The 20,596-nt window shown below is 55.3% G+C and carries 27 protein-coding genes and 3 tRNA genes; 17 read left to right on the forward strand and 13 right to left on the reverse strand.

The features are described from left to right. Both VNZ60_RS20840 and VNZ60_RS20845 read right to left on the reverse strand, forming a co-directional pair. The coding region (locus VNZ60_RS20840; protein WP_325662593.1) for an MFS transporter at positions 1 to 1,097 on the reverse strand (1,097 nt) is incomplete at its 3' end. Positions 1,098 to 1,340: 243 nt separating this feature from the next. Next, the gene (locus VNZ60_RS20845; protein WP_325662595.1) at positions 1,341 to 2,255 is read right to left on the reverse strand and encodes a LysR substrate-binding domain-containing protein; all 915 of its coding nucleotides are present in this window, start codon (positions 2,253 to 2,255) and stop codon (positions 1,341 to 1,343) included. Between the two features lie 258 nt (positions 2,256 to 2,513). Between VNZ60_RS20845 and VNZ60_RS20850 the strand changes: the two genes are divergently transcribed. From VNZ60_RS20850 to VNZ60_RS20870, 5 genes are all read left to right on the forward strand, one after another. After that, positions 2,514 to 2,954, forward strand: coding sequence for a hypothetical protein (locus VNZ60_RS20850; protein WP_325662596.1), 441 nt, complete (start codon positions 2,514 to 2,516; stop codon positions 2,952 to 2,954). Continuing rightward, positions 2,951 to 3,211, forward strand: a complete 261-nt coding sequence (locus VNZ60_RS20855) for an acyl carrier protein (RefSeq protein WP_325662598.1) — start codon at positions 2,951 to 2,953, stop codon at positions 3,209 to 3,211. The genes VNZ60_RS20850 and VNZ60_RS20855 overlap by 4 nt, the downstream gene beginning before the upstream one ends. Further along, positions 3,208 to 3,342 carry a hypothetical protein gene (locus VNZ60_RS20860; protein WP_325662599.1) on the forward strand — a complete coding sequence of 45 codons (135 nt, stop codon included), beginning with the start codon at positions 3,208 to 3,210 and terminating at the stop codon, positions 3,340 to 3,342. The genes VNZ60_RS20855 and VNZ60_RS20860 overlap by 4 nt, the downstream gene beginning before the upstream one ends. A gap of 246 nt (positions 3,343 to 3,588) precedes the next feature. After that, complete coding sequence (locus VNZ60_RS20865) at positions 3,589 to 4,278, forward strand: hypothetical protein (RefSeq protein WP_325662601.1); 690 nt, start codon at positions 3,589 to 3,591, stop codon at positions 4,276 to 4,278. Positions 4,279 to 4,314: 36 nt separating this feature from the next. Beyond that, complete coding sequence (locus VNZ60_RS20870) at positions 4,315 to 5,214, forward strand: recombination-associated protein RdgC (protein ID WP_325662603.1); 900 nt, start codon at positions 4,315 to 4,317, stop codon at positions 5,212 to 5,214. Between the two features lie 42 nt (positions 5,215 to 5,256). Here the strand turns inward: VNZ60_RS20870 and VNZ60_RS20875 are convergent, their stop codons facing one another. Further along, positions 5,257 to 6,387 carry a GGDEF domain-containing protein gene (locus tag VNZ60_RS20875; RefSeq protein WP_325662604.1) on the reverse strand — a complete coding sequence of 377 codons (1,131 nt, stop codon included), beginning with the start codon at positions 6,385 to 6,387 and terminating at the stop codon, positions 5,257 to 5,259. A gap of 327 nt (positions 6,388 to 6,714) precedes the next feature. Between VNZ60_RS20875 and VNZ60_RS20880 the strand changes: the two genes are divergently transcribed. Next, positions 6,715 to 7,233 (forward strand): hypothetical protein, encoded by a 519-nt coding sequence (locus VNZ60_RS20880; protein WP_325662606.1) that lies wholly within the window; start codon positions 6,715 to 6,717, stop codon positions 7,231 to 7,233. A 291-nt stretch (positions 7,234 to 7,524) separates the two neighbouring features. On the opposite strand, the gene VNZ60_RS20885 is transcribed toward VNZ60_RS20880, so the two are convergent. From VNZ60_RS20885 to VNZ60_RS20895, 3 genes are all read right to left on the reverse strand, one after another. Further along, positions 7,525 to 7,601: transfer RNA gene (locus VNZ60_RS20885), tRNA-Asp, on the reverse strand. A gap of 34 nt (positions 7,602 to 7,635) precedes the next feature. After that, positions 7,636 to 7,711, reverse strand: a tRNA-Val gene (locus VNZ60_RS20890). An 86-nt stretch (positions 7,712 to 7,797) separates the two neighbouring features. Continuing rightward, a complete protein-coding gene (locus tag VNZ60_RS20895) occupies positions 7,798 to 7,956 on the reverse strand; it encodes a hypothetical protein (protein WP_325662607.1) in 159 nt (52 codons plus the stop codon). 106 nt (positions 7,957 to 8,062) lie between these two features. Here VNZ60_RS20895 and VNZ60_RS20900 point away from each other — a divergent pair, with 106 nt between their 5' ends. The 7 genes from VNZ60_RS20900 to VNZ60_RS20930 all read left to right on the forward strand — a co-directional run bounded on the left by VNZ60_RS20900 (position 8,063) and on the right by VNZ60_RS20930 (position 11,725). Further along, on the forward strand, positions 8,063 to 8,533 hold the full coding sequence (locus VNZ60_RS20900; protein ID WP_325662609.1) for an energy transducer TonB family protein: 471 nt from the start codon (positions 8,063 to 8,065) through the stop codon (positions 8,531 to 8,533). Positions 8,534 to 8,685: 152 nt separating this feature from the next. Beyond that, on the forward strand, positions 8,686 to 9,096 hold the full coding sequence (rnk, locus tag VNZ60_RS20905; RefSeq protein WP_325662610.1) for a nucleoside diphosphate kinase regulator: 411 nt from the start codon (positions 8,686 to 8,688) through the stop codon (positions 9,094 to 9,096). A 111-nt stretch (positions 9,097 to 9,207) separates the two neighbouring features. Then, the gene (locus VNZ60_RS20910; RefSeq protein ID WP_325662612.1) at positions 9,208 to 9,717 is read left to right on the forward strand and encodes a hypothetical protein; all 510 of its coding nucleotides are present in this window, start codon (positions 9,208 to 9,210) and stop codon (positions 9,715 to 9,717) included. Between the two features lie 176 nt (positions 9,718 to 9,893). Next, positions 9,894 to 10,193 carry an ElaB/YgaM/YqjD family protein gene (locus tag VNZ60_RS20915; protein ID WP_325662614.1) on the forward strand — a complete coding sequence of 100 codons (300 nt, stop codon included), beginning with the start codon at positions 9,894 to 9,896 and terminating at the stop codon, positions 10,191 to 10,193. A 24-nt stretch (positions 10,194 to 10,217) separates the two neighbouring features. Beyond that, on the forward strand, positions 10,218 to 10,604 hold the full coding sequence (locus VNZ60_RS20920; protein ID WP_325662615.1) for a phage holin family protein: 387 nt from the start codon (positions 10,218 to 10,220) through the stop codon (positions 10,602 to 10,604). Positions 10,605 to 10,618: 14 nt separating this feature from the next. Continuing rightward, positions 10,619 to 10,996 (forward strand): hypothetical protein, encoded by a 378-nt coding sequence (locus VNZ60_RS20925; RefSeq protein ID WP_325662617.1) that lies wholly within the window; start codon positions 10,619 to 10,621, stop codon positions 10,994 to 10,996. A 66-nt stretch (positions 10,997 to 11,062) separates the two neighbouring features. Beyond that, on the forward strand, positions 11,063 to 11,725 hold the full coding sequence (locus VNZ60_RS20930; protein ID WP_325662619.1) for a YiaD family glycine zipper/OmpA-like lipoprotein: 663 nt from the start codon (positions 11,063 to 11,065) through the stop codon (positions 11,723 to 11,725). Positions 11,726 to 11,869: 144 nt separating this feature from the next. Here the strand turns inward: VNZ60_RS20930 and VNZ60_RS20935 are convergent, their stop codons facing one another. Beyond that, a complete protein-coding gene (locus VNZ60_RS20935; protein ID WP_325662621.1) occupies positions 11,870 to 12,472 on the reverse strand; it encodes a c-type cytochrome in 603 nt (200 codons plus the stop codon). A 200-nt stretch (positions 12,473 to 12,672) separates the two neighbouring features. On the opposite strand from VNZ60_RS20935, the gene VNZ60_RS20940 reads away from it, so the two are divergent. Then, positions 12,673 to 12,748: transfer RNA gene (locus tag VNZ60_RS20940), tRNA-Arg, on the forward strand. 66 nt (positions 12,749 to 12,814) lie between these two features. Here VNZ60_RS20940 and VNZ60_RS20945 read toward each other — a convergent pair. Next, positions 12,815 to 14,284, reverse strand: coding sequence for an AlkA N-terminal domain-containing protein (locus tag VNZ60_RS20945; RefSeq protein WP_325662623.1), 1,470 nt, complete (start codon positions 14,282 to 14,284; stop codon positions 12,815 to 12,817). A gap of 164 nt (positions 14,285 to 14,448) precedes the next feature. Here VNZ60_RS20945 and VNZ60_RS20950 point away from each other — a divergent pair, with 164 nt between their 5' ends. Next, on the forward strand, positions 14,449 to 15,300 hold the full coding sequence (locus VNZ60_RS20950; protein WP_325662625.1) for an isocitrate lyase/PEP mutase family protein: 852 nt from the start codon (positions 14,449 to 14,451) through the stop codon (positions 15,298 to 15,300). A 90-nt stretch (positions 15,301 to 15,390) separates the two neighbouring features. Here the strand turns inward: VNZ60_RS20950 and VNZ60_RS20955 are convergent, their stop codons facing one another. From VNZ60_RS20955 to VNZ60_RS20965, 3 genes are all read right to left on the reverse strand, one after another. Beyond that, positions 15,391 to 15,750 (reverse strand): hypothetical protein, encoded by a 360-nt coding sequence (locus VNZ60_RS20955; RefSeq protein WP_325662627.1) that lies wholly within the window; start codon positions 15,748 to 15,750, stop codon positions 15,391 to 15,393. Between the two features lie 127 nt (positions 15,751 to 15,877). Next, positions 15,878 to 16,747 (reverse strand): class I SAM-dependent methyltransferase, encoded by an 870-nt coding sequence (locus VNZ60_RS20960; RefSeq protein ID WP_325662629.1) that lies wholly within the window; start codon positions 16,745 to 16,747, stop codon positions 15,878 to 15,880. A 100-nt stretch (positions 16,748 to 16,847) separates the two neighbouring features. Then, the gene (locus VNZ60_RS20965) at positions 16,848 to 17,477 is read right to left on the reverse strand and encodes a response regulator transcription factor (protein WP_325662631.1); all 630 of its coding nucleotides are present in this window, start codon (positions 17,475 to 17,477) and stop codon (positions 16,848 to 16,850) included. 254 nt (positions 17,478 to 17,731) lie between these two features. On the opposite strand from VNZ60_RS20965, the gene VNZ60_RS20970 reads away from it, so the two are divergent. Further along, entirely contained in the window at positions 17,732 to 18,439 is a 708-nt protein-coding gene (locus VNZ60_RS20970; protein WP_325662633.1) for a response regulator transcription factor, read from the forward strand. Positions 18,440 to 18,445: 6 nt separating this feature from the next. Here the strand turns inward: VNZ60_RS20970 and VNZ60_RS20975 are convergent, their stop codons facing one another. After that, positions 18,446 to 18,787: an L-rhamnose mutarotase gene (locus VNZ60_RS20975; protein ID WP_325662635.1), complete on the reverse strand. Its 342-nt coding sequence runs from the start codon at positions 18,785 to 18,787 to the stop codon at positions 18,446 to 18,448. A 23-nt stretch (positions 18,788 to 18,810) separates the two neighbouring features. Then, a complete protein-coding gene (locus VNZ60_RS20980) occupies positions 18,811 to 19,575 on the reverse strand; it encodes an SDR family oxidoreductase (RefSeq protein ID WP_325662637.1) in 765 nt (254 codons plus the stop codon). Between the two features lie 215 nt (positions 19,576 to 19,790). On the opposite strand from VNZ60_RS20980, the gene VNZ60_RS20985 reads away from it, so the two are divergent. Next, positions 19,791 to 20,585 carry a FadR/GntR family transcriptional regulator gene (locus VNZ60_RS20985; protein WP_325662639.1) on the forward strand — a complete coding sequence of 265 codons (795 nt, stop codon included), beginning with the start codon at positions 19,791 to 19,793 and terminating at the stop codon, positions 20,583 to 20,585. Positions 20,586 to 20,596 lie beyond the last annotated feature (11 nt).

The raw sequence follows: 20,596 nt of genomic DNA on the forward strand, positions 1-20,596 counted from the left end.
AAAATCTCGGAAAACACCGCCAGAATCGGGCCTTCATAAACAGAAATAAGCAAACCGAATACAAGCTGAAAAACGATTAACGAGTACAGACCTGGTGATGCATTGATGTACGTAAACATCGGATATGCCAGTATCAGTATCAGCGCCGCGGCAGCGCTCATGAATATGCGTCGGCCAAAGCGATCGGACAGTGCCCCGAAGATGGGAGTCAGGACCAGCACCATCAGACCGCCAACCATCAACGCTATAAACCCAGTAGATGGCGGCAATTTCAGAATTTTTACTGAATACGTTGGTATGTAAAACAGAAGAACGTAGGAGCAAACCGTCCACAGGATGACCAACCCGAAACTGGTCAACGTTTCACGACGATAATTCCTTAGCACTTCCCGAAAGGGCGTTTTCGTTCTGCCTGCGACTGCTTCGAAGGCCGATGACTCTGCGATTCGATTTCTGATATAAAACCCGATTGGCCCAATCAGAAGTCCCAGTAAGAACGGGACTCGCCAGCCCCAGCCCTCCAAGTCTTCCACACTAAGCATAGTCGATAGACATACGCCTAGAGCAGCGCCAAGCACGACGGCGACGCCAATACTGGCCTGAATCCAGCTGGAGTAATATCCCCGACTTTTAGCTGGCGCGTACTCCGTCAGGAAAGCCGTGGCGCCACCCATTTCGCCTCCAGCGGAAAAACCTTGCAAAAGTCGGGCCATAACGATGATGATAGGAGCCCAAATACCAATCTCACGGTATGTTGGGGCAAACCCGATCATAGTGGTTGCCACCGTCATCAAGAGAATGGTCAGCGACAGCGCCGCCTTTCGTCCAACTTTATCAGCATATATGCCCAGCATGACCCCGCCCACCGGACGCATAAAAAAACCAACGCCAAACGTGGCGACGGACAATAGCAGGGACGTCAAATCATTTCCGGTCGGGAAAAACAATCTTCCAATAGTGACGGCGAAAAAACTATAAACCGTAAAATCAAACCATTCAAACCCGTTGCCAACGATGACGGCAATGATCGCCTTACGGCGCAAAGTCGCCTCATCCGCAGTTTTACTACCTCGTAGATCTAGATCCATCACTTTCATTGATAATTTTCCTCTGGTGTTTTGGCACTTTTCGTGAACAATCAAGCAAAATACCTTGATGCTCATCATCCTAAATTAAGGGGTCAAATAAGATAAAACGATAAATACTCATGCATTGACCGCGTTTTACTCATAGCAGAACTGATTTTTGACAGCACGGCGGGACTTGATTTCACTCTCAAAGTTGTTTTGTAGAGGCACTATACTTCGGACCAATTTCAAGCAGAATTTCGCAGGTTCTTTTTAGCTTGCACCTGTCAACGTTGACAGTATCTGAGATTCAACCCAGCGACTAAAAATGTTGACGACCGGATTTTCACGATGTCCTTGTGGACAAACGAGATAGTACCCACCTCCATGACTTGCCGAGGCATTCGACGCCTTAACTAGTTGTCCGTCATCGACCAGCGGATCGATCATTTTTTCCCAGCCAAGCAATATGCCCTGCCCATTCACGGCCATCTGTACGAGTATTGGATACTGGTTTGAGATAAGGGTATTTTTTAGCTTGGCAACCTTGACTCCGCAGAGCGCAAACCAGTCATGCCAGCTCATCCATTGCCGTTGCTGTTCATCCGCAACCAAGAGCATTTTATTGATCAGGTCGGCGGGATTAAGCCTCGCCATGCCTAAATAGTCCGGAGAACAGAAAGCAAAGACCTTTTCGTCGATAATTTTCTGAAGAGATAGTCCTGGTGGCAGATCATCTCGCAGATAATAAATACCAACATCGAACTCATCAGCGGTCAGCCGGACGACGCTTTCTCGAACAAGAATTCGAATAGAAATATCGGGATTCATGGCGCGAAAATTGGCGATACGTGGCGCCAGCCAAAGATTAGCTGTGCCCGATGCGCAAGCAATAGTCAGTATAAAATTACTCTGCTTTTTCATGGCCTCAGCGGTATGGCCGGCACAGTCGGTCAGGACGCTGTTGATTTGCTCGGCATACCGCTGGCCCACAACGGTCAGCCTTAGAGTTCTATGCTCCCGAACGAACAATTTACGGCCAAGGAATTTTTCTAATTGTGAAACCTGTCGGCTCACTGCCCCCTGAGTTACGTGTAGCTCTTCTGCTGCCTTAGTAAAGCTACCGTGGCGAGCCGCTGCGTCGAATGCTACTAAGGATTGCAACGGCGGTAATGGAAAAATGCGCATCTATCTGTGGTTCCGAATAAATTAAAACTTTAACAACGCCATTTTAATGCACTCCCTTAGCCAAACCGGCTTAATGTTAATTTTTGGGGCTGGCAAGTACGTCCACGACTTCGCGTCACCTAGCTGAATCACCCACTTAGTTTTTTGTTTGTTGTCCTTGCTTGAAAAAATTTGCCATTTTTATTAGCAATTGCTTGATTTATATAATTAGCATATGCTAAAGTTCGTCCATCAACACAAAACAAACGGAGCAACCAAATGAGCAATGCTGCATCGGATATAACTCAAATCGCTGAATTCCAGCGGCAACAGGTTCTGCACTCTAGGAACGATGCAGATACGGCGCGCCTGGACTGGTGCGAAGCAAATCTAAATCACGTCGGATGGATTGGAACCAGGGTTGTCATCGAAGACCACGCCGGCGTATCCGAAACTGCGGCAACTTTCCGCCGGGCCATCGACGTCGCAATGGAGCGCGCTCCATTTAAGCTGGGCGATGTTTCCAGCATCGCCGGCCACGCGACAGCACCGGCCGCCCCTGCCATCGACTTGACCGCCCTCCGCTACGAGGCGCTGATCGACCTGGTAACCGGCAAGCATGCGCAGCAGTTCCTGACCGAGATGTGCTGGGATGGCAGCGCGCCATCACGCAAGCAGCTGGAAGGCAAGCTCGACAAAATGATCAAGGCTGCACGATGAGCGCCGCCCGCACAACTGCTGTCGGCATCCGCGAGCGTGTTTTGGCGATTTTGGCAGACGAACTTACTCATCCTGGCGAACCGCTGGACGTCTATGTCGCAATCAGCGCCCTAGGGGCCGACTCTCTCGATGCAATCGAACTCACTATGGAAGTCGAGTCCGAATTCAAGATCAGCTTCTCGGACGACGAATGGTTCACAGCTGAGATGACCGCAATGCAGATCGTCGAGCGGGTAGTCGCAAAGGTGGCCAAATGATCTGCAGGATCCGCTGCGACTACGGCAACAACAATGTGGTGGTGCTGCAGGCCGTCGGCCAGCCCGCCCAGCTGGAACAAGCCGCCTACGACGATGGCGCCCTCGGCGTGACGGTGATGGTGCTGTCATGAAGCGCTACTGCATAGGCTTCGCCCTCGGCGCGCTGACCATGTTTCTGGCCGTGCTGTACCTGGCAGCGACCGCCCCGCCGGCCCGCTCCTCCCCGATGAAAGCAGCCTGTTATCGGGTGATCACATGAGGCTCGATGACTTCTTCCGCTTCTACGGTGTGTATCGCCGGGCTGGCAACACAATTTTAACTTCACTCAGGCTAGCAAGCGACCGCGTGTTCGGCCCTTCAACTAACTAGGAAAGTTCATGGAACAACTTCAGCAGATAGTCAGCGATTCATTCGCAAAAATTGTGTCGTCCGGCGTCATCGAGGCCGCGATCGAGAAGAAACTGACCGAGACGATCAATTCGATACTCGACTCTGAACTCCGTTCGTATTCAGACTTTGGAAAACAACTCGGCGCACAGGTCAAATCAGCCCTCAACGTGGACTTTGCCAATCTTCAGCTACCTGGCTACAACGATCTGATCCTCAGCATCGTCCGAAAGCAAGTGAATGCACTGGTCGCCAAATCCGCCGCGTTGCATGTCGAGGAACAAATGACAGTATTGCTCGCGTCGCCGCCAGCTGAAATCAAGCTCTCAAAGCTCGTAGCTGATTTCATTGAGGCTAACAAGCCGGATGGATGTGCGTGCGGGGACTCTGATCATATCTCACTGTTGGTCGAAAAAAGTGACTACGACTATTGCCACATTTATATGGACAAAGACGCAGGGAAAAGCAGATACAGCTGCGACATTCAAGTGCACGTCAACACTGACGGTCGGGTCTACAGCTTGAAAATCGATGACAAAGAAATTGGAAAATCTCTGTTCGTTGGCCCGATGTATGGCTTTGATCTCGACCTATTCCAGATGTACGCGGCGGGGACAAAACTAATTGTCGATGGCGACGAACACAGCATCGATACCTACTACCCCGGCCACGATAACTAAGAGCCCCATCCCACAACATCCCAAAGGGTCAAGTCCATGTTCTTCAAGAATCTGCAAATCTACCGCATTCCCGCGCCATGGTCTATTTCTGCCGCGCAGCTGGAAGCCTTCCTGGCGCCGCAGGCATTCGCCAAGTGCAGCAGCCTGGAATTGCAAAGCAAGGGCTGGTTGTCGCCGCGCGACAACGGCATGCTGGTGCACACCGTCAACAGCCAGATGATGATCTTGCTGGGAACCGAGAAGAAGCTGCTGCCGGCCACTGTGGTCAACCAGGTGACCAAGGAGCGTGCCGCCGAGATAGAGGACCAGCAAGGCTATGCGCCGGGCCGGAAGCAGCTGAAGGATCTGAAAGAACAGGTCACTGATGAGCTGCTGCCGCGAGCCTTCAGCATCCAGCGAAGCCCCTGGGTCTGGATCGATCCGGTCAACGGCTGGCTGGTGATTGACGCCGCCAGCCCGACCAAGGCGGAGGAAATCCTCAAGCTGTTGCTGGCCTCGGTCGACAAATTGCAGATTTCCGGCTTGCGCACTGCACACTCGCCGCTGACCTCAATGACCAACTGGCTGGCCTCCGATGAAGCGCCGCACGGCTTTACCGTCGACCAGGACACCGAATTGCGCGCCGCCGGCGAAGGCAAGGCAACGGTACGCTACGTGCGCCACACCATCGAAGCCGACGACGTCCGACGCCACATCGCCTCAGGCAAACAGTGCACACGGCTGGCAATGACCTGGGCCGACCATATTTCCTTCATCCTGACTGAATCGCTGGCGATCAAACGCATCGCGCCGCTGGATGTGCTGAAGGAAGGCAACGACGTCAGCAGCAAGAATGACGATGAACGTTTCGACTCCGACATGATGCTGATGACTGGCGAGCTGAGCAAGATGCTGGGCGACCTGGTGTTTGCGCTGGGCGGCGAACCAGCGGTCTGAGGGACGGTCTGAAAAGCGGGGCTTAAAACCCCCGCACAGCCCTTAGAAAGCCCTGATGGTGGTGCCGCCGTCGGAAGACTCGAAGGAATCGGGGCTGATCATGACGCGGTTGCGGCCTGCCGCCTTGGCGCCGTACAGCGCCATGTCGGCGCGCTGGAAGGCCTCGTCTATGCTCTCGCCAGGGCGGAAGTCGGTGATGCCGATGGATGCGGTCAGAATGATGTCCTTGCCGAATCTGCTCCAGTCGTACATTTCGGTCTCGGCGCAGATCCGGTCCAGCGCAGTCACGCCCTCTTGCACCGTGGTGCCGGTCAGCACCAGCACGAACTCGTCGCCGCCATAACGGGCAAAGTGGTCGCTCAGGCGCATTTCGTTGCGGACGATCTCGACAAAGGTCTTGAGCACCAGATCGCCGGCGGCATGGCCAAAATTGTCATTGACCGACTTGAAGCCATCGAGATCCAGGATGGCGATGCAGAACGGCGTGCCGCCGCGCTGGAAGCGCTTTTGCTCGACCGCCAGGATTTCCATCAGTGAACGACGGTTTTCGATGTTGGTCAGCTCGTCGCGGGTGGCCAGTTCCTGCACCCGCTTCATTGCCTGCACCAGCTGCTGGTTCTTTTCGGTAATCTTGCGCTGCATGCGGCTCAGCATATTGGTCAGATAGATGCAGCGGCCCAGTGTCAGGATGAAGGACAGGCACACCAGCAACTGGCTGAAATTACTCGCCACCGGAAATTGCAGGTGCGAACCCGCCAGGCTGAAAGCCAGCACCAGCGCCAGCGAACCGATCAGCCAGCTCACTACATACCAGAAGGTACTCAGGCCGAGCACCCCGAAACCGTAAATGACGAAGAAATTGATCAGGAACAGATAGCCGACCTGCGGCGCCAGGATCACAAATCCGGTCTGCAGCAGCAAAGCGCTCACCACCTGCGCGAAAGTCAGGCCAGGATCCTTGTAGCGCCGATTGAAGCCGCTTCTGATCATCAAGTAGTAAATACCATTGATCACCACCACGGCCATGCCATACAGCAGCGTGATTTCCGGCTCAATTACCCCGGCGCGGGCAAAACCCCATAACAGCATGGCGTCTAGCAGGCCGCTCAAGGCGACGCGCCCGAGCATGCCTAACGCCATCGCATTTATTTCTTTTCGTCGTTGCGGTTTCATGTCTCCGACTTCCCTTTGGTTGCCATTGGTTTCTTTACCATCCTTATAGGCAACAAGCAGCCACGCATGAGAGACAGCAATTCATTCTTTCGGAGAAATGGATGCAGGACACGGAATTAAAGGGAAACAATAATGCCATGTTTTGACGATCGCACGACTGCGGGGTTAAGTTATGTATCAAAATTGTTGCACTACAGATATTCTATCGCTTACTGGAAATTTAAGCCGCATCTTCCTTGCCTGACAAAGTGTCGAAGCGGGCCGGCAAAAGTGGCGCAGTAGGTAAGCAATGGAGCGTCTTTTGTGTTTTAAGGGGATCAGGGCAGTATGAGAGTCATTATTTTATTATTAGTTGCCACCGGGATTGGTTATTGGTACTGGAATCGTCAAAATTCCATCGACGAGGAAAGCGTCGCACGCTTTTACGACACCGCTACCGAGCATGTCCTGAATGGCCGCGGTAAAGACTTGTGCGCGATGCTGACCAAGGATTTCACCCGCACCGGCGTCAATTCCACCAGCCAGGGGCGGATCCAGGAAAACGCCGACAAGGAAGAAACCTGCGACAAGTACAACAAGATGTTTGCATCGCTGGCGCAAGCCGAACGGCAAGGTGGAGTGTCGACCAATTACCAGGTCGCCATCGAGCAGATCGAGATCAGCAAGGATCGCAAGAGTGCCGAGGTAAAGGTCGCTACCAATATCAGCATGGCGCTTGGGCCGGTCGGCAGGATCGCCGAGACCAGGGATAAAAGCAGCGAAACGCTGGTGATCCGGAATGGCAAGCTGATGCTGCAAAAATCCGAGGGCAGCGCGATTACCCGCACCATCGGCGACCGGTTTTGATAGCCGATTGAAATTGCGGGCGAAAAAAAAGACGACCTCGCGGTCGTCTTTTTTATATGGATTCTTGAAATAAAAACGCCCGCTTGCGCGGGCATTTGTATTCTTGGCGGAGTGGACGGGACTCGCCTACACGTTGCAGGCCGCTGCTGCGCTTGCAAGCGCAGCCCTTCGATTCCCGCCGGAAGCCACGCAGGTGGCTTCCTCCACTCCACAGAGCGATATTCCCGCAAACGGGAATATGAAATTGGTTCATGAAATAAAAACGCCCGCTTGCGCGGGCATTTGTATTCTTGGCGGAGTGGACGGGACTCGAACCCGCGACCCCCGGCGTGACAGGCCGGTATTCTAACCAACTGAACTACCACTCCTAAACTGCTGCTTCATTTCGATCGATCGTCTGCTTGGTGGGTGCTGAGAGGCTCGAACTCCCGACCTACGCCTTGTAAGGGCGCCGCTCTACCAACTGAGCTAAGCACCCAAAATGCACACTTAGTCAGACTTTCTTTCTTGCGTATGTCACTACGCCTGAAGGGGGCAGATTGTACAACGGTTTTTTTAAATTTGCTAGCGCTTCGTCACATTTTGTTTTGAAAAGTTTTTTGAAGCGCCAAATTTCCCGCCATCACCCCGCTTATTTGCTTGGTCAGCCGCGCTTGCGACACGTCTTGAATGCCCTGCTATTTTTTTCAAAATTGTTTTTTCGAAGAGGAACAGCCAGTTCATGTTGACTGTCGAAAGAGGACTACGGCACGATGAGACTAGTTGCCGCCGGAAATCAATAAAGTTGTTAAATAGAAATCGAACCTTGCTCTACCTTAGGGAGACTGCCATGAATGCCAGGATCAACATTGGCTTGTACTGCGTGAGCGCCATCATGCTGGCAGCGTGCACCATCACCAGACTGATAGAAGCACCGCCGCCTCCCGCCACCACTTCGAACGCAACCTCGACTGCTACCTCGCTGGAAGACTACAAGCGTGGGCTGGCGCAAAGAATTGTCGAGGTCAACTCGACCCAGGTGTACGTCGGACGACCGCAGGCATTATTGCGCGCCGTGATTGTGCTGAAATATTTTGTGAGCGCCGACGGTCAATTACTGCGCACCGAAATCATGCGATCCAATAAAGATCGCAATGCCGAAGCCAGCGCCATGGCTGCGCTGCGCCGTGCCGCTCCCTTCCCCAAACCCGATAGCAGATTCCTGCGGCGCGGCGAAGTCGAAATCGCGGAAAGCTGGCTGTTCAACGACGATGGCCGGTTTCAGCTACGTTCTATCGCCGAACGGCAGATGGACGAGTAGCCGCCGCCCGCTGGCGGCGATTGCGTGCGACTTGCTTCGCGCACGCTTCTCGCCTACCATCGAGCTACCAGCCCGAACGCAATGAAGGACTCCGCGTGACACTTCACCACGCCGCGTTCGCACTTCCCCCTTTTCTACGAGACAGCACATTAATGGATATTCAACCGCCACTTATCATCTCCAGTTTCGATCTGGAACGTATTGAACAATTGCTGGAGTCGAGCGCCTACCGCAACCTGCCTGGCATCGAGGCCTTGCAAAACGAGTTGGGCCGCGCCACCGTGGTGGCTCCCGAAGAAATTCCGCCGGGCGTGATCACGATGAATTCGACGGTGCGTTTTATCGATGAGCTCAGCAAGGCGGAATACAGCATGACACTGGCCTATCCGGGCCCATCCAACCCGCCGGATGCGGTATCGATCCTGGCACCGGTCGGCAGCGCCCTGCTGGGCCTGTCGAAGGGACAATCGATTTCCTGGCAGGGTCCGGGCGGCCGTCCATTACAGTTGCGGATACTGGAAGTGACATATCAGCCGGAAGCCAACGGCGAATTTCACCTTTAACAGCGGATGCAATAGCGCAGCGCCGTTCGGCGGCGCTGCGGCAGGTTTTCAAGACGCGGGATTTTCGCGTCTGTTATATAAAGAATAAAGTCGGAATAAAGACAGGTCATCATGTTAAGCGCAGACTATCAACGCCCCGCCAAGCTCTATCGATATTCGGAGCGGCAGTGGCTGGAACGTTCCCTGACGCTCGGAGAATTCCGATTACGTCCACCCGCAGAAAGTCTGCAAATCAGTAATCTCCACCATTCGCGCGGCTCGACAACCCGGGCCACGCCGCAGTTGCTGACCTTGAGCATGAGCAGCAGCGACGACGCCAGTTTGTTCAGTGCGTTCGCACCGTCGGACTGCTGCCTGGTGATTCACAACACCGAGCAATTCGGCGAACTGATTCATCGCGCCGCGCAGAGAGTGCTGCCGAACTGGGCCGGAATCGACGCCGCAGTCAGCTATGGCCAATCCAGCCCTTTGGGTAGCGCCTTCAGCAAGGGCAAACGCGATGCGTCTCAGCATGAATGGTTATTTGCCTGGAGGCCGGCGCAAGCGACCATCACCCTGCGTCCTATCGTTATCCAGATCGGTAATATCGAAGCGATTGCCGAACTGCGCGACAGGAAATAAGGCATGATTGCCGCAACGTCGGCTGCACCGTTCACTGCCAAATAATGTTAAAACAACACTTTGTTGGTAGGTGAGCACAGGAGCCTGTATCATCAATGCGCCTAAACTGTTTGCGCCGCAGCTTTTACAAAAGCGGCTCGCTATACTTGAAATTTACGAATAAAGGAGTCAACACGATGCACAGATCCACTCTGAGAACCCGCAGCGATATCCGCAGCCTGGTCGAAGATGCGCAAGAACTGTTTCGCGCAGCTGCCACAACCACCGGCGAGAAAGCCGAAGAGCTGCGTAACAAAGGTTTGGAACTACTCGACTCTGCTGTATCTAAGGCACAGGATGTACACGCTGCAGCAATCGACGCCGGCAAGGAAATCGCCGCCACCACCGACGACTACGTCCAAGAGAATCCGTGGCGTGCGATGGCTATTTCGGCCGGCATCGGCTTGCTGGTGGGCCTGGTCATTTCCCGTAAATAATCGCAGCATAACTATCAGGCTCGCATGAACCCACAACAACCCAAGCAAAGCAGCCCGGGTCTGGTGTCCGGGCTGGTCGGCACCGCCAAGAACCTGTTTGCACTGGTGATCAGCCGCATCGAACTGGCCGCCCTGGAATTCTCCGAGATCGGCTCCCATCTGCTCAAGCTGATGCTGATCTGTGCGCTTGGCATTGTCGCCTTGTGGTTTGCCCTGGCTTTCTGGAGCGGCCTGGTGCTGGTGCTGGCGTGGGAGGCCCTGGGCTGGAAAATACTGCTGATCCTGGCGGTGTTCTTCACTATCCTGGCCGCGGGCACAGCCTTTTATGTGCGCAGCGTTTTGCGCCAGGGCCGGCTCGGCTTGCCGGTCACCATGGCCGAGCTGCGCAAAGATCGCGACGCCCTACTTTGAACACGGGAGCCGACATGAGCAGACATCCAGGACTGGACAGCCACCTCTCAACCGCCGAGCGCAGGCAAAAGCTACTGCAGGAAGGCGCCGCCTTCCGCGCCGACATGGTCAAGTCGCGCGATATCGTCCGGGCCAATCTGAACAGCAGATCGCTGGCGACCATTTTGCTGGGTCGGATGACCGGTATCGCTTCTTCGGTATTCGGTGATCCAGGCAGATTCAGGGCCAGCAATTTACCGGCCATGCTGCCCTTGCTGTTGACTGGCGCCTCATGGCTGTCCAAACGCTGTACTCGCAAACCCCTTCTTATCGGCGTGGCCGTGCTTGCAGCAATCGGCGGCGCTGCTTTTATCAGCAGTAGAAATAACCAGGCAACAACGGATGATGAATAACCGGATCTCCGGCAGGAGACCCGGTTTTTTTCTGATGCTGTCTCAATCATAGAGAGGAAAGACCATATGAATAAATTCAAGATAGGTGCCCTGGCTCTGGCGGTTACCATGGCAACCGCAGGCTGTGCCGATATGTCGGAAACGCAACGCGGTACAGCGATGGGCGCCGGCGCCGGTGCTGTGCTTGGCGGCCTGGTGGGCGGCATCGCTGGCCCCGGCGGTGCAGGGCGTACAGCTGCTGGTGCTGCGATCGGCGCTGCGATTGGCGCGGTGGGCGGCAATATCTGGTCTAAGCACATGCAAGACCAGAAAATGGCGATGGAAAGAGCCACTGCGGGTACTAACGTACAGGTTACCCAGACTGCCGATAATCGTCTAAAGGTCAACGTCCCGGCCGATACCGGCTTCGCTACCGGCAGAGCAGACATCAATCCCGCCCTGCGCCCGATCCTGGATCAATTGGCCTCGTCCCTGGCACAAAATCCAGCGGCTCTGATTGAAGTCTATGGCCACACAGACAGTACTGGCACCGATGCTATCAACGGTCCGTTGTCACGCCAGCGCGCGCAGAACGTCAGCAGCTATCTGAGCAGCCGCGGCATTGCACCTAACCGTATCACCATGGATGGACTCGGCTCCAGTCAGCCCCTGGTTGCCAACGACACAGCGTCAAATCGTGCAATGAATCGTCGTGTCGAAATTTATACCAGAGAGCAAGCCCCTCAGTAAGAGCGACAAAAACCAGATTGATTTGTATGCCGGCTGACAAGGATTGCCTGATCTCGTCGGCCTGAAAACAAGATCAGGAATCTTGGACAAAAAAAAGCCCCTTGAATTTCTTCAAGGGGCTTTTTTGTAGCTTGCCGCTCTGGCTTATTTTGCTGCGGGCTCCGACGCTGCGCTGGCTGCGGCAGAAGCGGCGGCACTTGCCGAGGCGTCGGCAGCAGCGGCTGGCGCTGCAGGAGCCGGTACTTCAGGTTCCTTGAACTTGCCGCCGGATTGGTTGGCCATGTAGACCACGGCGCGCGCAACTTCGATATCGTCCAGGTCAGGATTACCGCCCTTGGCCGGCATCGTCCGCAAGCCATGCAAGGCATAACCGACTACCTTGTCATAGCCATCGGCCAGACGCGGCCCCCAGGCGCCAGCATCGCCGACCTTGGGAGCACCGGCCAGGCCAGTTCCGTGGCAGGCCTTGCAAGTCGAGCCGAAGACGGCTTCGCCCGACAGCAGTTGCTTCGGCGCGTTGACATCTTTGAAAGTGAAACCGGCATCGGCAACCGGGCTGATACGGGTAGCGATCGCCTCCGGGGTCTGTCCTTCAGACCCGGCGCCGACTTTCTTGCCGGCGGTAACGTATTGCACCAGCAACACGATGCAGATGATGGGGACCAAAAAGCCCGCTGCAATGGCAATGATCAGTTGCTTCGGTGTCCTGATCGCGGATTGATGTTCTTCGTTATGTGCGTCGCTCATGATTCCCTCAGTGCAATTTTCAAAGCCGTAGCCGGATAGGCGCCAAAAAACCGTCCAAATCGCCCAAACAGCACACGATCCCCTGCCAAACCCTTGATTATAGTCGCAATAATTACTATTTGGAACGACGAACCGTTGCTTTACATGGACGCGCGCGCAGAAAAACGGTATCCTTCATGCCTCTTCACCGTTCCTCTTATGCGGCTGTAGCTCAGTGGATAGAGTATTGGCCTCCGAAGCCAAGGGTCGCTGGTTCGATTCCAGCCAGCCGCACCAGTAAAATCAACGACTTACGATAAATCAATACCGTAAATTCTTGATTGCTCTGGAAAATTCCTTAGATCAGACAAGCGACGCCCAAAGATGCTGTGCCGCATAGGCGCGCCATGGCCGCCAAGCTTCGGCCCGAGCAGTTATTTCCTTTGCATTTGGCCTGACTCCTTCATGAACCGCGATCGCTTGCATCAAAGCCACATCCCCAGCCGGAAAGGCATCAGTCTCGCGTAACTGGCGTATAGCGATGTACTGTGCGGTCCAGTCGCCAATACCTGGTAGTTGGCGCAGCTTGATCACGGCTTCCTCCAGGCTGGCGCGGGTGTCCAGCAATTGCGGGTCAGCTACCAGAGCCGCTGCCACCGCAGACAGGGTTGCAGCTCGCATTTTTGGCATGCCTAGCGTTGCCAGGTCTGCTTCGGCCAGGCGCGCAGCTTGCGGAAATACATGGCTCAACCCGGGTCGGTCGGCGCTGGGAGCGCTGAGCGCTTCGCCATACTGCGCTACCAATTTCCCAGCCAGCTTGATGGCGGCGGCTACGGTAATTTGCTGGCCCAGTACTGCCCGCATCGCCAGTTCGAAGCCATCCCAAGCGCCCGGTACGCGCAAACCCGGACGGGCGGCGGTCAGCCTGGCCATCAAGGGATCCGCCGATAGTTGGCGGCTGATGATTTCAGGATCGGCTGCCAGGTCGAACATTCTTCGCAAACGGGCGATGATGGCGGACAACGATGACAATCGCGGGAAGCGTATGGTGACTTTCAGCGCATGGCCCTCGCCCTGTTGCACCGCCAGCGTGCCGTGCGCGCCATCGAGGCAAATCGTGCGGTAGTAGCAACCGTCGGCCACCCGTTCCAGGCCGGCGATCGCACGTGCGTTCAAGAACGCCAGCATGGCAGGCCAGTCATAGGGCGGACGATAACGTAGCAGGAGCGTCACCCCGCCCTGCGCGGATTGCTCGGGCTGGTTGCCATGACGCAATGCACTGGGCGGGCGCTGGTACAGATCGTGGAAAACTTCGTTGAAACGGCGGATGCTGCCAAAGCCCGCAGCGAAGGCGATTTCGGTGATGGGCATACGGGTTTCGTGGATCAGCTGCTTGGCCAGCAACACTCTACGCGTCTGCGCTACGGCAACCGGCGACGCCCCCAAATGCTGTGCAAACAGACGGCGCAATTGCCGCTCGCCCACGCCTAGGCGCTCTACAAGCGCATCCATTCCGTTTTCATCCAAAACCCCCATCTCAATCAAAACCAGTGCGCGCGCAACGGTATTCGATACACCCGTGTTAGACACGCCGCACCAAGCGCCCGAATCGGGCGCGGCTTCGGGCCGGCAACGCAGGCAGGGACGAAAACCCGCCTCCTGCGCGGCAGCGGCGGTCGGGAAGAACAGCACGTTTTCCGATTTGGCAGTACGCGCAGGGCAAATCGGACGACAGTAGATACCGGTGGTTTTGACGGCGATGAAAAAGCGTCCGTCAAAGCGCGCATCGCGGCTGGCTAACGCTCGGTAGCAGGTGTCATGATCGAGTTCCATCGCCGCATGATCGCGCCAATATTTTCTACTGTCTAGCGGTTTTCGGACATCACCAGAAAGACGATAAATCAATATGACGGCGTCCGAAAAGCGCCAGTTCAAAACTTTGGAACGGGAAATAATCTGTACCCGTTTGTACTCGTGAACGGCCACTGGAGAAATGCATGCATATGCCGACAAATAAACAGACAGAGCTCGCCCATCGCTTCCGCAACCTTAACCAGCAAGGTCATTTCTTGCTCGCCAATGCCTGGGATATCGCTAGCGCCCGCATCTTTGAGGAAGCCGGCTTTCCCGCAATCGGCACCACCAGCGGCGGCATCGCCTATGCGCACGGCTATCGCGATGGCCAACTGATCAAGCGCGATGAAATGTTGCGCCACATAGCTGCGATCGTCGGCGCAGTGGCGGTTCCGGTGACTGCCGATATCGAGGCCGGTTACGGCGCTTCGCCGCAGGCGGTGGCAAATACGGTTCAGGGCGTGATTGAAGCTGGTGCTGTCGGTATCAACCTGGAAGACAACAGTCATGGACTTGGCGTATCGGCCTTGTTTGGCGTGGAGGAACAGTCGGCCCGTATCGCCGCAGCCCGTACTGCAGCCCGACAAACCGCTCTGCCGTTATGGATCAACGCTCGCACGGATACGTATCTGCTGGGTTTGGGTGATGACGCCGAGGCGCGCTTTGCCATGACGGTGGCACGCGCCAACGCTTATCTGGCAGCCGGCGCGGACATGGTCTTTGTGCCGGTATTGACCGACTCTGCACTGATCAAACGCATGAGCGCCGCCGTATCTGGCCCGATCAGCCTGATGGCCATGCCGGGGGCGCCTTCGGCGGCCGAGCTGTTCGCCGCTGGTGCGCAGCGCGTGAGCCTGGGCGTCTGTCCGATGCTGGCGGCAATGGGCGCGATCCGGGATATTGCTTGCGAGGTGCGCGCCCATGGAACCTGGCAAGCCATGCAACGCAGTTTTTATGGTTTTGCGGAGGCTGAGGCGCTATTTGCCGCACCTTGAAAATCCAGGCTCAGAAACATGATCGAGCACATGATCAAGCAATTGTCGATGGATGAGTTGACGACAAAATTTCCTGCCGCGAACCGATATTTATTTGCCGTTCAGCGCCGACCACAATCGCGGGCCGCCATCGCCAAAACGATCGTCAAAACGCTGTAACACAGCCTCGCGCACTGGATCCGACAAGCTCGGATATTTATCGCCCTGTTCTATGGCAGCGTATTCTTCGCCGGCCTTGGCAGGGTCTGCCGGAATGTGAAATTTGACGATGAAATCCTCTTCCCACTGCTCCGTTACCTTGGCGACGAGTGCTGCGCGCGCTGCATGATTCAACACACTGAACTCATCAGCACCGGCGGTAATGCGCTGCACCGTCTCAGTCAATCCTTCCTCAGTCGGCGGGGCCTTGGTGAACTCTTTAACGGCATGTGAGCCACTCGTCTTACTCATGTCACTCTCCTTGGGTTAAGTGGTGTGATGGTGGACGGCCCGCTTGCGGCAGGCAAATGCTGCAGTATCGTTAGGATTGAATTCCGCTTTTAAGCACCCGTTTTATGCGTCATTTATGCGTCATTTATCAGGGCGCGGTAAAAAACCGTTGCTGCATTTCTTCCAGCCCCAGGGTATGCAGTACTTCTTGCAGGCGCTCGGTCGGCCGCTTGCGGGGCAGATCGCGGTAACTGGCAATGATCAGTTCATTCTTCATGGAATGCTCCCAGCCTACCAGTTCCGTTACGCTGACTTGATAACCGTGTGCTTCCAGTTGCAAGCAGCGCAGCACATTAGTGACCTGGCTACCGAATTCGCGCGTATGCAGCGGGTGACGCCAGATTTCGGTCAATGCTTCTTTCGCCAGCGATTTACCCTTGTTCTTCTTCAACACTGACGCCACTTCGGCCTGGCAGCAAGGCACCAGCACCATGAAACGAGCCTGCTTCTTCAGGCCGAACTGAATCGCATCGTCAGTCGCAGTATTGCACGCATGCAAGGCGGTGACGACATCGATCCGGGCCGGCAACAAAGCTGATTCTATCGATTCCGCCACCGATAAATTGAGGAATGACATACCGGGAAATTCCAAACGCTGCGCCAGTTCTTGCGATTTCTTGACCAGCTCTTCCCGGGTTTCGATGCCGAAGATGTGCGAGTTGTCAGTCAGTGTCTTGAAAAACAGGTCGTACAAGATAAATCCCAGATACGATTTGCCGGCGCCGTGATCGACCAGTTGCACTCCGCTCTGTTCTTGCTGGATCTCCTGCAGTAAAGGCTCAATGAATTGATATAAATGATATACCTGCTTGAGCTTGCGGCGGCTGTCCTGATTTAATTTTCCGTCGCGCGTCAGGATATGTAATTCTTTGAGCAACTCTATCGATTGACCAGGGCGGATTTCGTGCTTGGACGGTGGTTGATTGAGGGAGTTGGATTCTTGCTTGATGCCATTCATGGAACTTGCTTTCTGTCGGCCGGACTGACCGGCTAGTCCGTCAAGTATAACGGCTTCAGCGGCATCAGGTCTTCTAAGCACCTGCATCCGGCCAGTTTTTTTAGGCGCAATGAGCAATACGTTCCATGGTGCAAGAATACCTGCCCAATTCGATGTCGTTGCGCAGGCCCATTTTTTTCATCGCCGATGCTTTTTGCAAACCCACGGTTTTGACGCTCTTGTTGAGGCGGTCGGCGATTTCCCGCAGGCTGTTGCCGACCACGTACATCTCCAATACCTCGGTTTCGCGCTTGGTCGGCAGCCTGCCGCTAGGACCCTTCTTCAGTAGCCGTAACGCCGACTTGCTGATATACGGAGCCGCCTGTGAGCCTTCCAGCATGGCACGGCCGAGTTCGGCAATTTCGTCGCTTTTGTGCAGCAAACCCCTCACACCGCAATTGCTAAGCTGATACAGCACCGCGGGTATGTCGATCATGGTCAACACAATCAGTTCTAGCGAGGCGTGATCGCGCTTTAGCTGCTTGAACAAGGCGCAGCCGCGGCCAATGCGATTGATCGGCAGAGAAAACTCCGTGATCAGCATGTCGCATGGCGTATCTTGCAAACGTTCCGTCAGTTCTGACGCCGAGGATGCTGTAGCAACTACGGCAAAACCGGGCATCTGCTCGATGTATTGCCGTACCCCGGAAATGATGATTGGCTGATCGTCAGCCAAGATGATCTTGATCATGCAATTTTCTCCCGCAACAGATGGATGATGATCGTCCTAGGTTTCCACTTATCGTTATTGATTAGGACATCGGATTTACATAGTATTAATTACATATTATTAAATATATAAGTATATTTCTTAAATGTGTAGCCTAATTGATAACTGCACGACAAAGTAACTAAAATCAATCCCGTTGCTCAACGGTGCCGGGGAGCTCGCTCTTTTCCGGCCTCCCTCCGATCCTGTCGGAGACTTTCAATGGAGGAATAAATGTGAAGATTGTTCTAGCGGACGATCACCCCGTGTTTACCGCAGGGGTGCGCAATTATCTCGATCACGTGCCGGATTGCGAGGTCGTAGCCAGCGTCACCAGTTCGGATGCGCTGGTCCGTTGCCTGGAATCGACACCCTGCGATCTGGTTATCACCGAATTTTCGATGCCGATGGTACGTGTCAGCGACGGCTTGCATCTGCTGTCATATATCAGGCGCCACCACCCGCAAACCTGGCTGGTGGTGCTGACCATGAACGCGTTTCCAGTAGTGCTGTACCAGATCGTCAATAGCGGTGTGAACGGCCTGCTGCACAAAAGCGATGAGATTCCGGAAATCGGCAAAACCATTCGCCATCTCGGCAACAGCTCGCCTATACCGTACATGGGGCCATCGTTCCAGGCTCTATTGCTGAACGGTATTGACGGCCAGATCCAAAGCGGTATTCCCAGCCCGCGCGAAACCGAGGTGTTGCGTCTGTATGCTGCAGGTAACAGTCTGCGCGATATCGCCGAGAGCTTGCACAAGAGCGTGAAAACGGTCAGTTTGCAAAAAGCTTCGGCGATGAAAAAACTCGGCTTGGAGAATGACATCGAACTGGGCCGCTACTGTGCCACGGTCAGCGGCGATATTGTCCAGCCGCTGGGATGCGGCGATTGGTTTCTTTCGAATGCCGAGAGCTGCTGCGATGAAAAAATCGTAGTCTGAAGCGCCTTAGGGCTGCTGCTTCAGATCAAAAATCTGCGTCATCGCTACCCATTTTTCTCCAGCTGGGGTCCACGGTGTGGCGGCTTGGAATTGCCACATCAGTGTTTCCCATTCTTGTACCTTGGGATTGTTGCGCGCGGCGTTCGCGATGCGCTCCGGACTGTAAATCGCGTCGTCGGTTTCCATCAGCATCACCAGGCGCGTGCCCAGCCGGTAGATCTCCATGCCAAGCACGCCATGTTGGCGCAGATGGACAGTGATCTCGGGCCAGATACGGTGGTGATGCGCTTCATAACGGTCGATCAGATCGGCATCGTTTTTCAGGTCCAGCGCCAGGCAGTAACGCATATTTTCGACACTCGCTGTGTTAATTAGTTGGACCAGCCACCGTCGATCACATGGATGGCGCCGGTGGTAAACGCCGATTCGTCAGAAGCCAGGTACAGCGCCAAAGCAGCGATTTCCTCGGTCTTGCCGATCCGCCCCATAGGTTGGCGGGCGACAAACGCGGCCTCGATTTGCGCGATATCGACGTCTTGCTGGCGCGCCTGTTCGGCAATCCGCTGCCGCAACGACGGCGACTCGACCGTGCCCGGGCAAATTGCATTGCAGCGTATGCCTTTGGCGACAAAGTCAGCGGCGACAGCCTTGGTCAAGCCGATCACCGCCGCTTTGGTGGCGCCATACACGAAACGATTAGGCACCCCCTTTACGCTGGATGCGGCCGACGCCATATTGATGATGGAGCCGCCGCCCTTGGCCAGCATGCCTGGTAACAGGGCGCGGATCAGGCGGTACATGGAGGAAACGTTGAGATCCCACGAAAAATTCCAGTCCTGCTCGCTGCAATCGAGGATGCTGCCGTGGTGTACAAACCCGGCGCAGTTGAATAGCACATCGAAAGCTGGTTCTGCTTGCGCCAGCGCCGTCACTGCGGCGGCGTCGGTGACGTTGAGCTGCACCGTCCGGATCTGATGGCCGGCGGCACTCGCAGCGCTGGCCGTTTCCGCTAAAGAATCGGGATTGATGTCGGCCGCCAACACCTGCGCTCCCTCGTGCGCAAACAACAAGGTGCTGGCGCGGCCGATACCTTGGCCCGCAGCTGTAACCAGAACGCGCTTTCCTTGTAGTCTCATACGGCTGTCTCCGCTAGGCTTGCCTGGATTAATGTTTTATACTGAAAAGGTTCATTGGCTGGACCAATACTAGCACACCAGAAATTCCGGAAGCAAGCTGCCTGGCGATCCGTCCCGTTATTTATTGGCGGCAAACTATTAGTGCCGATGCCATCTGCTTCGGCCCGCAGCCACCGCGCCGTGGCACAATACGAAAAATATCTTTCCTTGCCGCCATGCCCATACAAGTTATACACAACCGCCGCCTGTATCAACAAATTGCCGATCAATTGCGTGACATGATTGATCGCGGCGAATACGGACCCGGCGACAACCTGCCGCCCGAGCGCGAATTGGCCAAACAGTTCGGCGTCAGCCGTACTTCGGTGCGGGAAGCCTTGATCGCGCTGGAAGTGATTGGCATTGTCAGCGTGCGCGTCGGCAACGGCGTGATGGTATTGCCGCGTGCGGAGGACGCGGCCACGCATAACGGCGGCAATCAACCAGCGGCCTTGCAACAAGCGGCGCATCGCAGCGGCTGGGAACTCGATCCGGAACTCGATCTGGAAATCAAGCTTGAACTGGATGACGAGATCCCGCCCTTCAAGTTGCTGCAGGCAAGACGCCTGGTGGAACCGGAAACAGCCGCGCTGGCTGCGGTGAACGCCAGCGATGAACAACTGCACAACATCGCCGAAGCGTATGCGCGCAATGTCGAGGACAACCGCAGTGGCTCACACACCCATCCGGGCGACCGCCTGTTTCATATCCGTATCGCCGAGGCCAGCGGCAACCCGGCCTATCTGTTGCTGGTCAGCCATCTGCTGGGGCGCAAATACGGCATGATGTTTCAGCGTCTGCAAACACTGTATAGCTCGAAGGACATGCCGAATCGTTCAGAGCATGAGCATTTGCTGATCCTGGAAGCGCTGCAAGCGCGCGATGCCGTAGCTGCGCGCCGTGCGATGCGGGCGCATATGGATTCTGTGGTGCGGATTTTTTCTCGCTCGGTGCCGGAGCAGAGGCACTAAGCACCAAGCGC

Source organism: Collimonas sp., from assembly GCF_035566375.1.
In the GTDB taxonomy this organism is placed as follows: domain Bacteria; phylum Pseudomonadota; class Gammaproteobacteria; order Burkholderiales; family Burkholderiaceae_D; genus Collimonas.

Coding starts and splice junctions, on each gene's coding strand:
- VNZ60_RS20845 (WP_325662595.1), bottom strand. CDS start 2,255: ATGCGCATTTTTCCATTACCGCCGTTGCAATCCTTAGTAGCATTCGAC.
- VNZ60_RS20850 (WP_325662596.1), top strand. CDS start 2,514: ATGAGCAATGCTGCATCGGATATAACTCAAATCGCTGAATTCCAGCGG.
- VNZ60_RS20855 (WP_325662598.1), top strand. CDS start 2,951: ATGAGCGCCGCCCGCACAACTGCTGTCGGCATCCGCGAGCGTGTTTTG.
- VNZ60_RS20860 (WP_325662599.1), top strand. CDS start 3,208: ATGATCTGCAGGATCCGCTGCGACTACGGCAACAACAATGTGGTGGTG.
- VNZ60_RS20865 (WP_325662601.1), top strand. CDS start 3,589: ATGGAACAACTTCAGCAGATAGTCAGCGATTCATTCGCAAAAATTGTG.
- VNZ60_RS20870 (WP_325662603.1), top strand. CDS start 4,315: ATGTTCTTCAAGAATCTGCAAATCTACCGCATTCCCGCGCCATGGTCT.
- VNZ60_RS20875 (WP_325662604.1), bottom strand. CDS start 6,387: ATGAAACCGCAACGACGAAAAGAAATAAATGCGATGGCGTTAGGCATG.
- VNZ60_RS20880 (WP_325662606.1), top strand. CDS start 6,715: ATGAGAGTCATTATTTTATTATTAGTTGCCACCGGGATTGGTTATTGG.
- VNZ60_RS20895 (WP_325662607.1), bottom strand. CDS start 7,956: ATGAACTGGCTGTTCCTCTTCGAAAAAACAATTTTGAAAAAAATAGCA.
- VNZ60_RS20900 (WP_325662609.1), top strand. CDS start 8,063: ATGAATGCCAGGATCAACATTGGCTTGTACTGCGTGAGCGCCATCATG.
- rnk (WP_325662610.1), top strand. CDS start 8,686: ATGGATATTCAACCGCCACTTATCATCTCCAGTTTCGATCTGGAACGT.
- VNZ60_RS20910 (WP_325662612.1), top strand. CDS start 9,208: ATGTTAAGCGCAGACTATCAACGCCCCGCCAAGCTCTATCGATATTCG.
- VNZ60_RS20915 (WP_325662614.1), top strand. CDS start 9,894: ATGCACAGATCCACTCTGAGAACCCGCAGCGATATCCGCAGCCTGGTC.
- VNZ60_RS20920 (WP_325662615.1), top strand. CDS start 10,218: ATGAACCCACAACAACCCAAGCAAAGCAGCCCGGGTCTGGTGTCCGGG.
- VNZ60_RS20925 (WP_325662617.1), top strand. CDS start 10,619: ATGAGCAGACATCCAGGACTGGACAGCCACCTCTCAACCGCCGAGCGC.
- VNZ60_RS20930 (WP_325662619.1), top strand. CDS start 11,063: ATGAATAAATTCAAGATAGGTGCCCTGGCTCTGGCGGTTACCATGGCA.
- VNZ60_RS20935 (WP_325662621.1), bottom strand. CDS start 12,472: ATGAGCGACGCACATAACGAAGAACATCAATCCGCGATCAGGACACCG.
- VNZ60_RS20945 (WP_325662623.1), bottom strand. CDS start 14,284: ATGGAACTCGATCATGACACCTGCTACCGAGCGTTAGCCAGCCGCGAT.
- VNZ60_RS20950 (WP_325662625.1), top strand. CDS start 14,449: ATGCATATGCCGACAAATAAACAGACAGAGCTCGCCCATCGCTTCCGC.
- VNZ60_RS20955 (WP_325662627.1), bottom strand. CDS start 15,750: ATGAGTAAGACGAGTGGCTCACATGCCGTTAAAGAGTTCACCAAGGCC.
- VNZ60_RS20960 (WP_325662629.1), bottom strand. CDS start 16,747: ATGAATGGCATCAAGCAAGAATCCAACTCCCTCAATCAACCACCGTCC.
- VNZ60_RS20965 (WP_325662631.1), bottom strand. CDS start 17,477: ATGATCAAGATCATCTTGGCTGACGATCAGCCAATCATCATTTCCGGG.
- VNZ60_RS20975 (WP_325662635.1), bottom strand. CDS start 18,787: ATGCGTTACTGCCTGGCGCTGGACCTGAAAAACGATGCCGATCTGATC.
- VNZ60_RS20980 (WP_325662637.1), bottom strand. CDS start 19,575: ATGAGACTACAAGGAAAGCGCGTTCTGGTTACAGCTGCGGGCCAAGGT.
- VNZ60_RS20985 (WP_325662639.1), top strand. CDS start 19,791: ATGCCCATACAAGTTATACACAACCGCCGCCTGTATCAACAAATTGCC.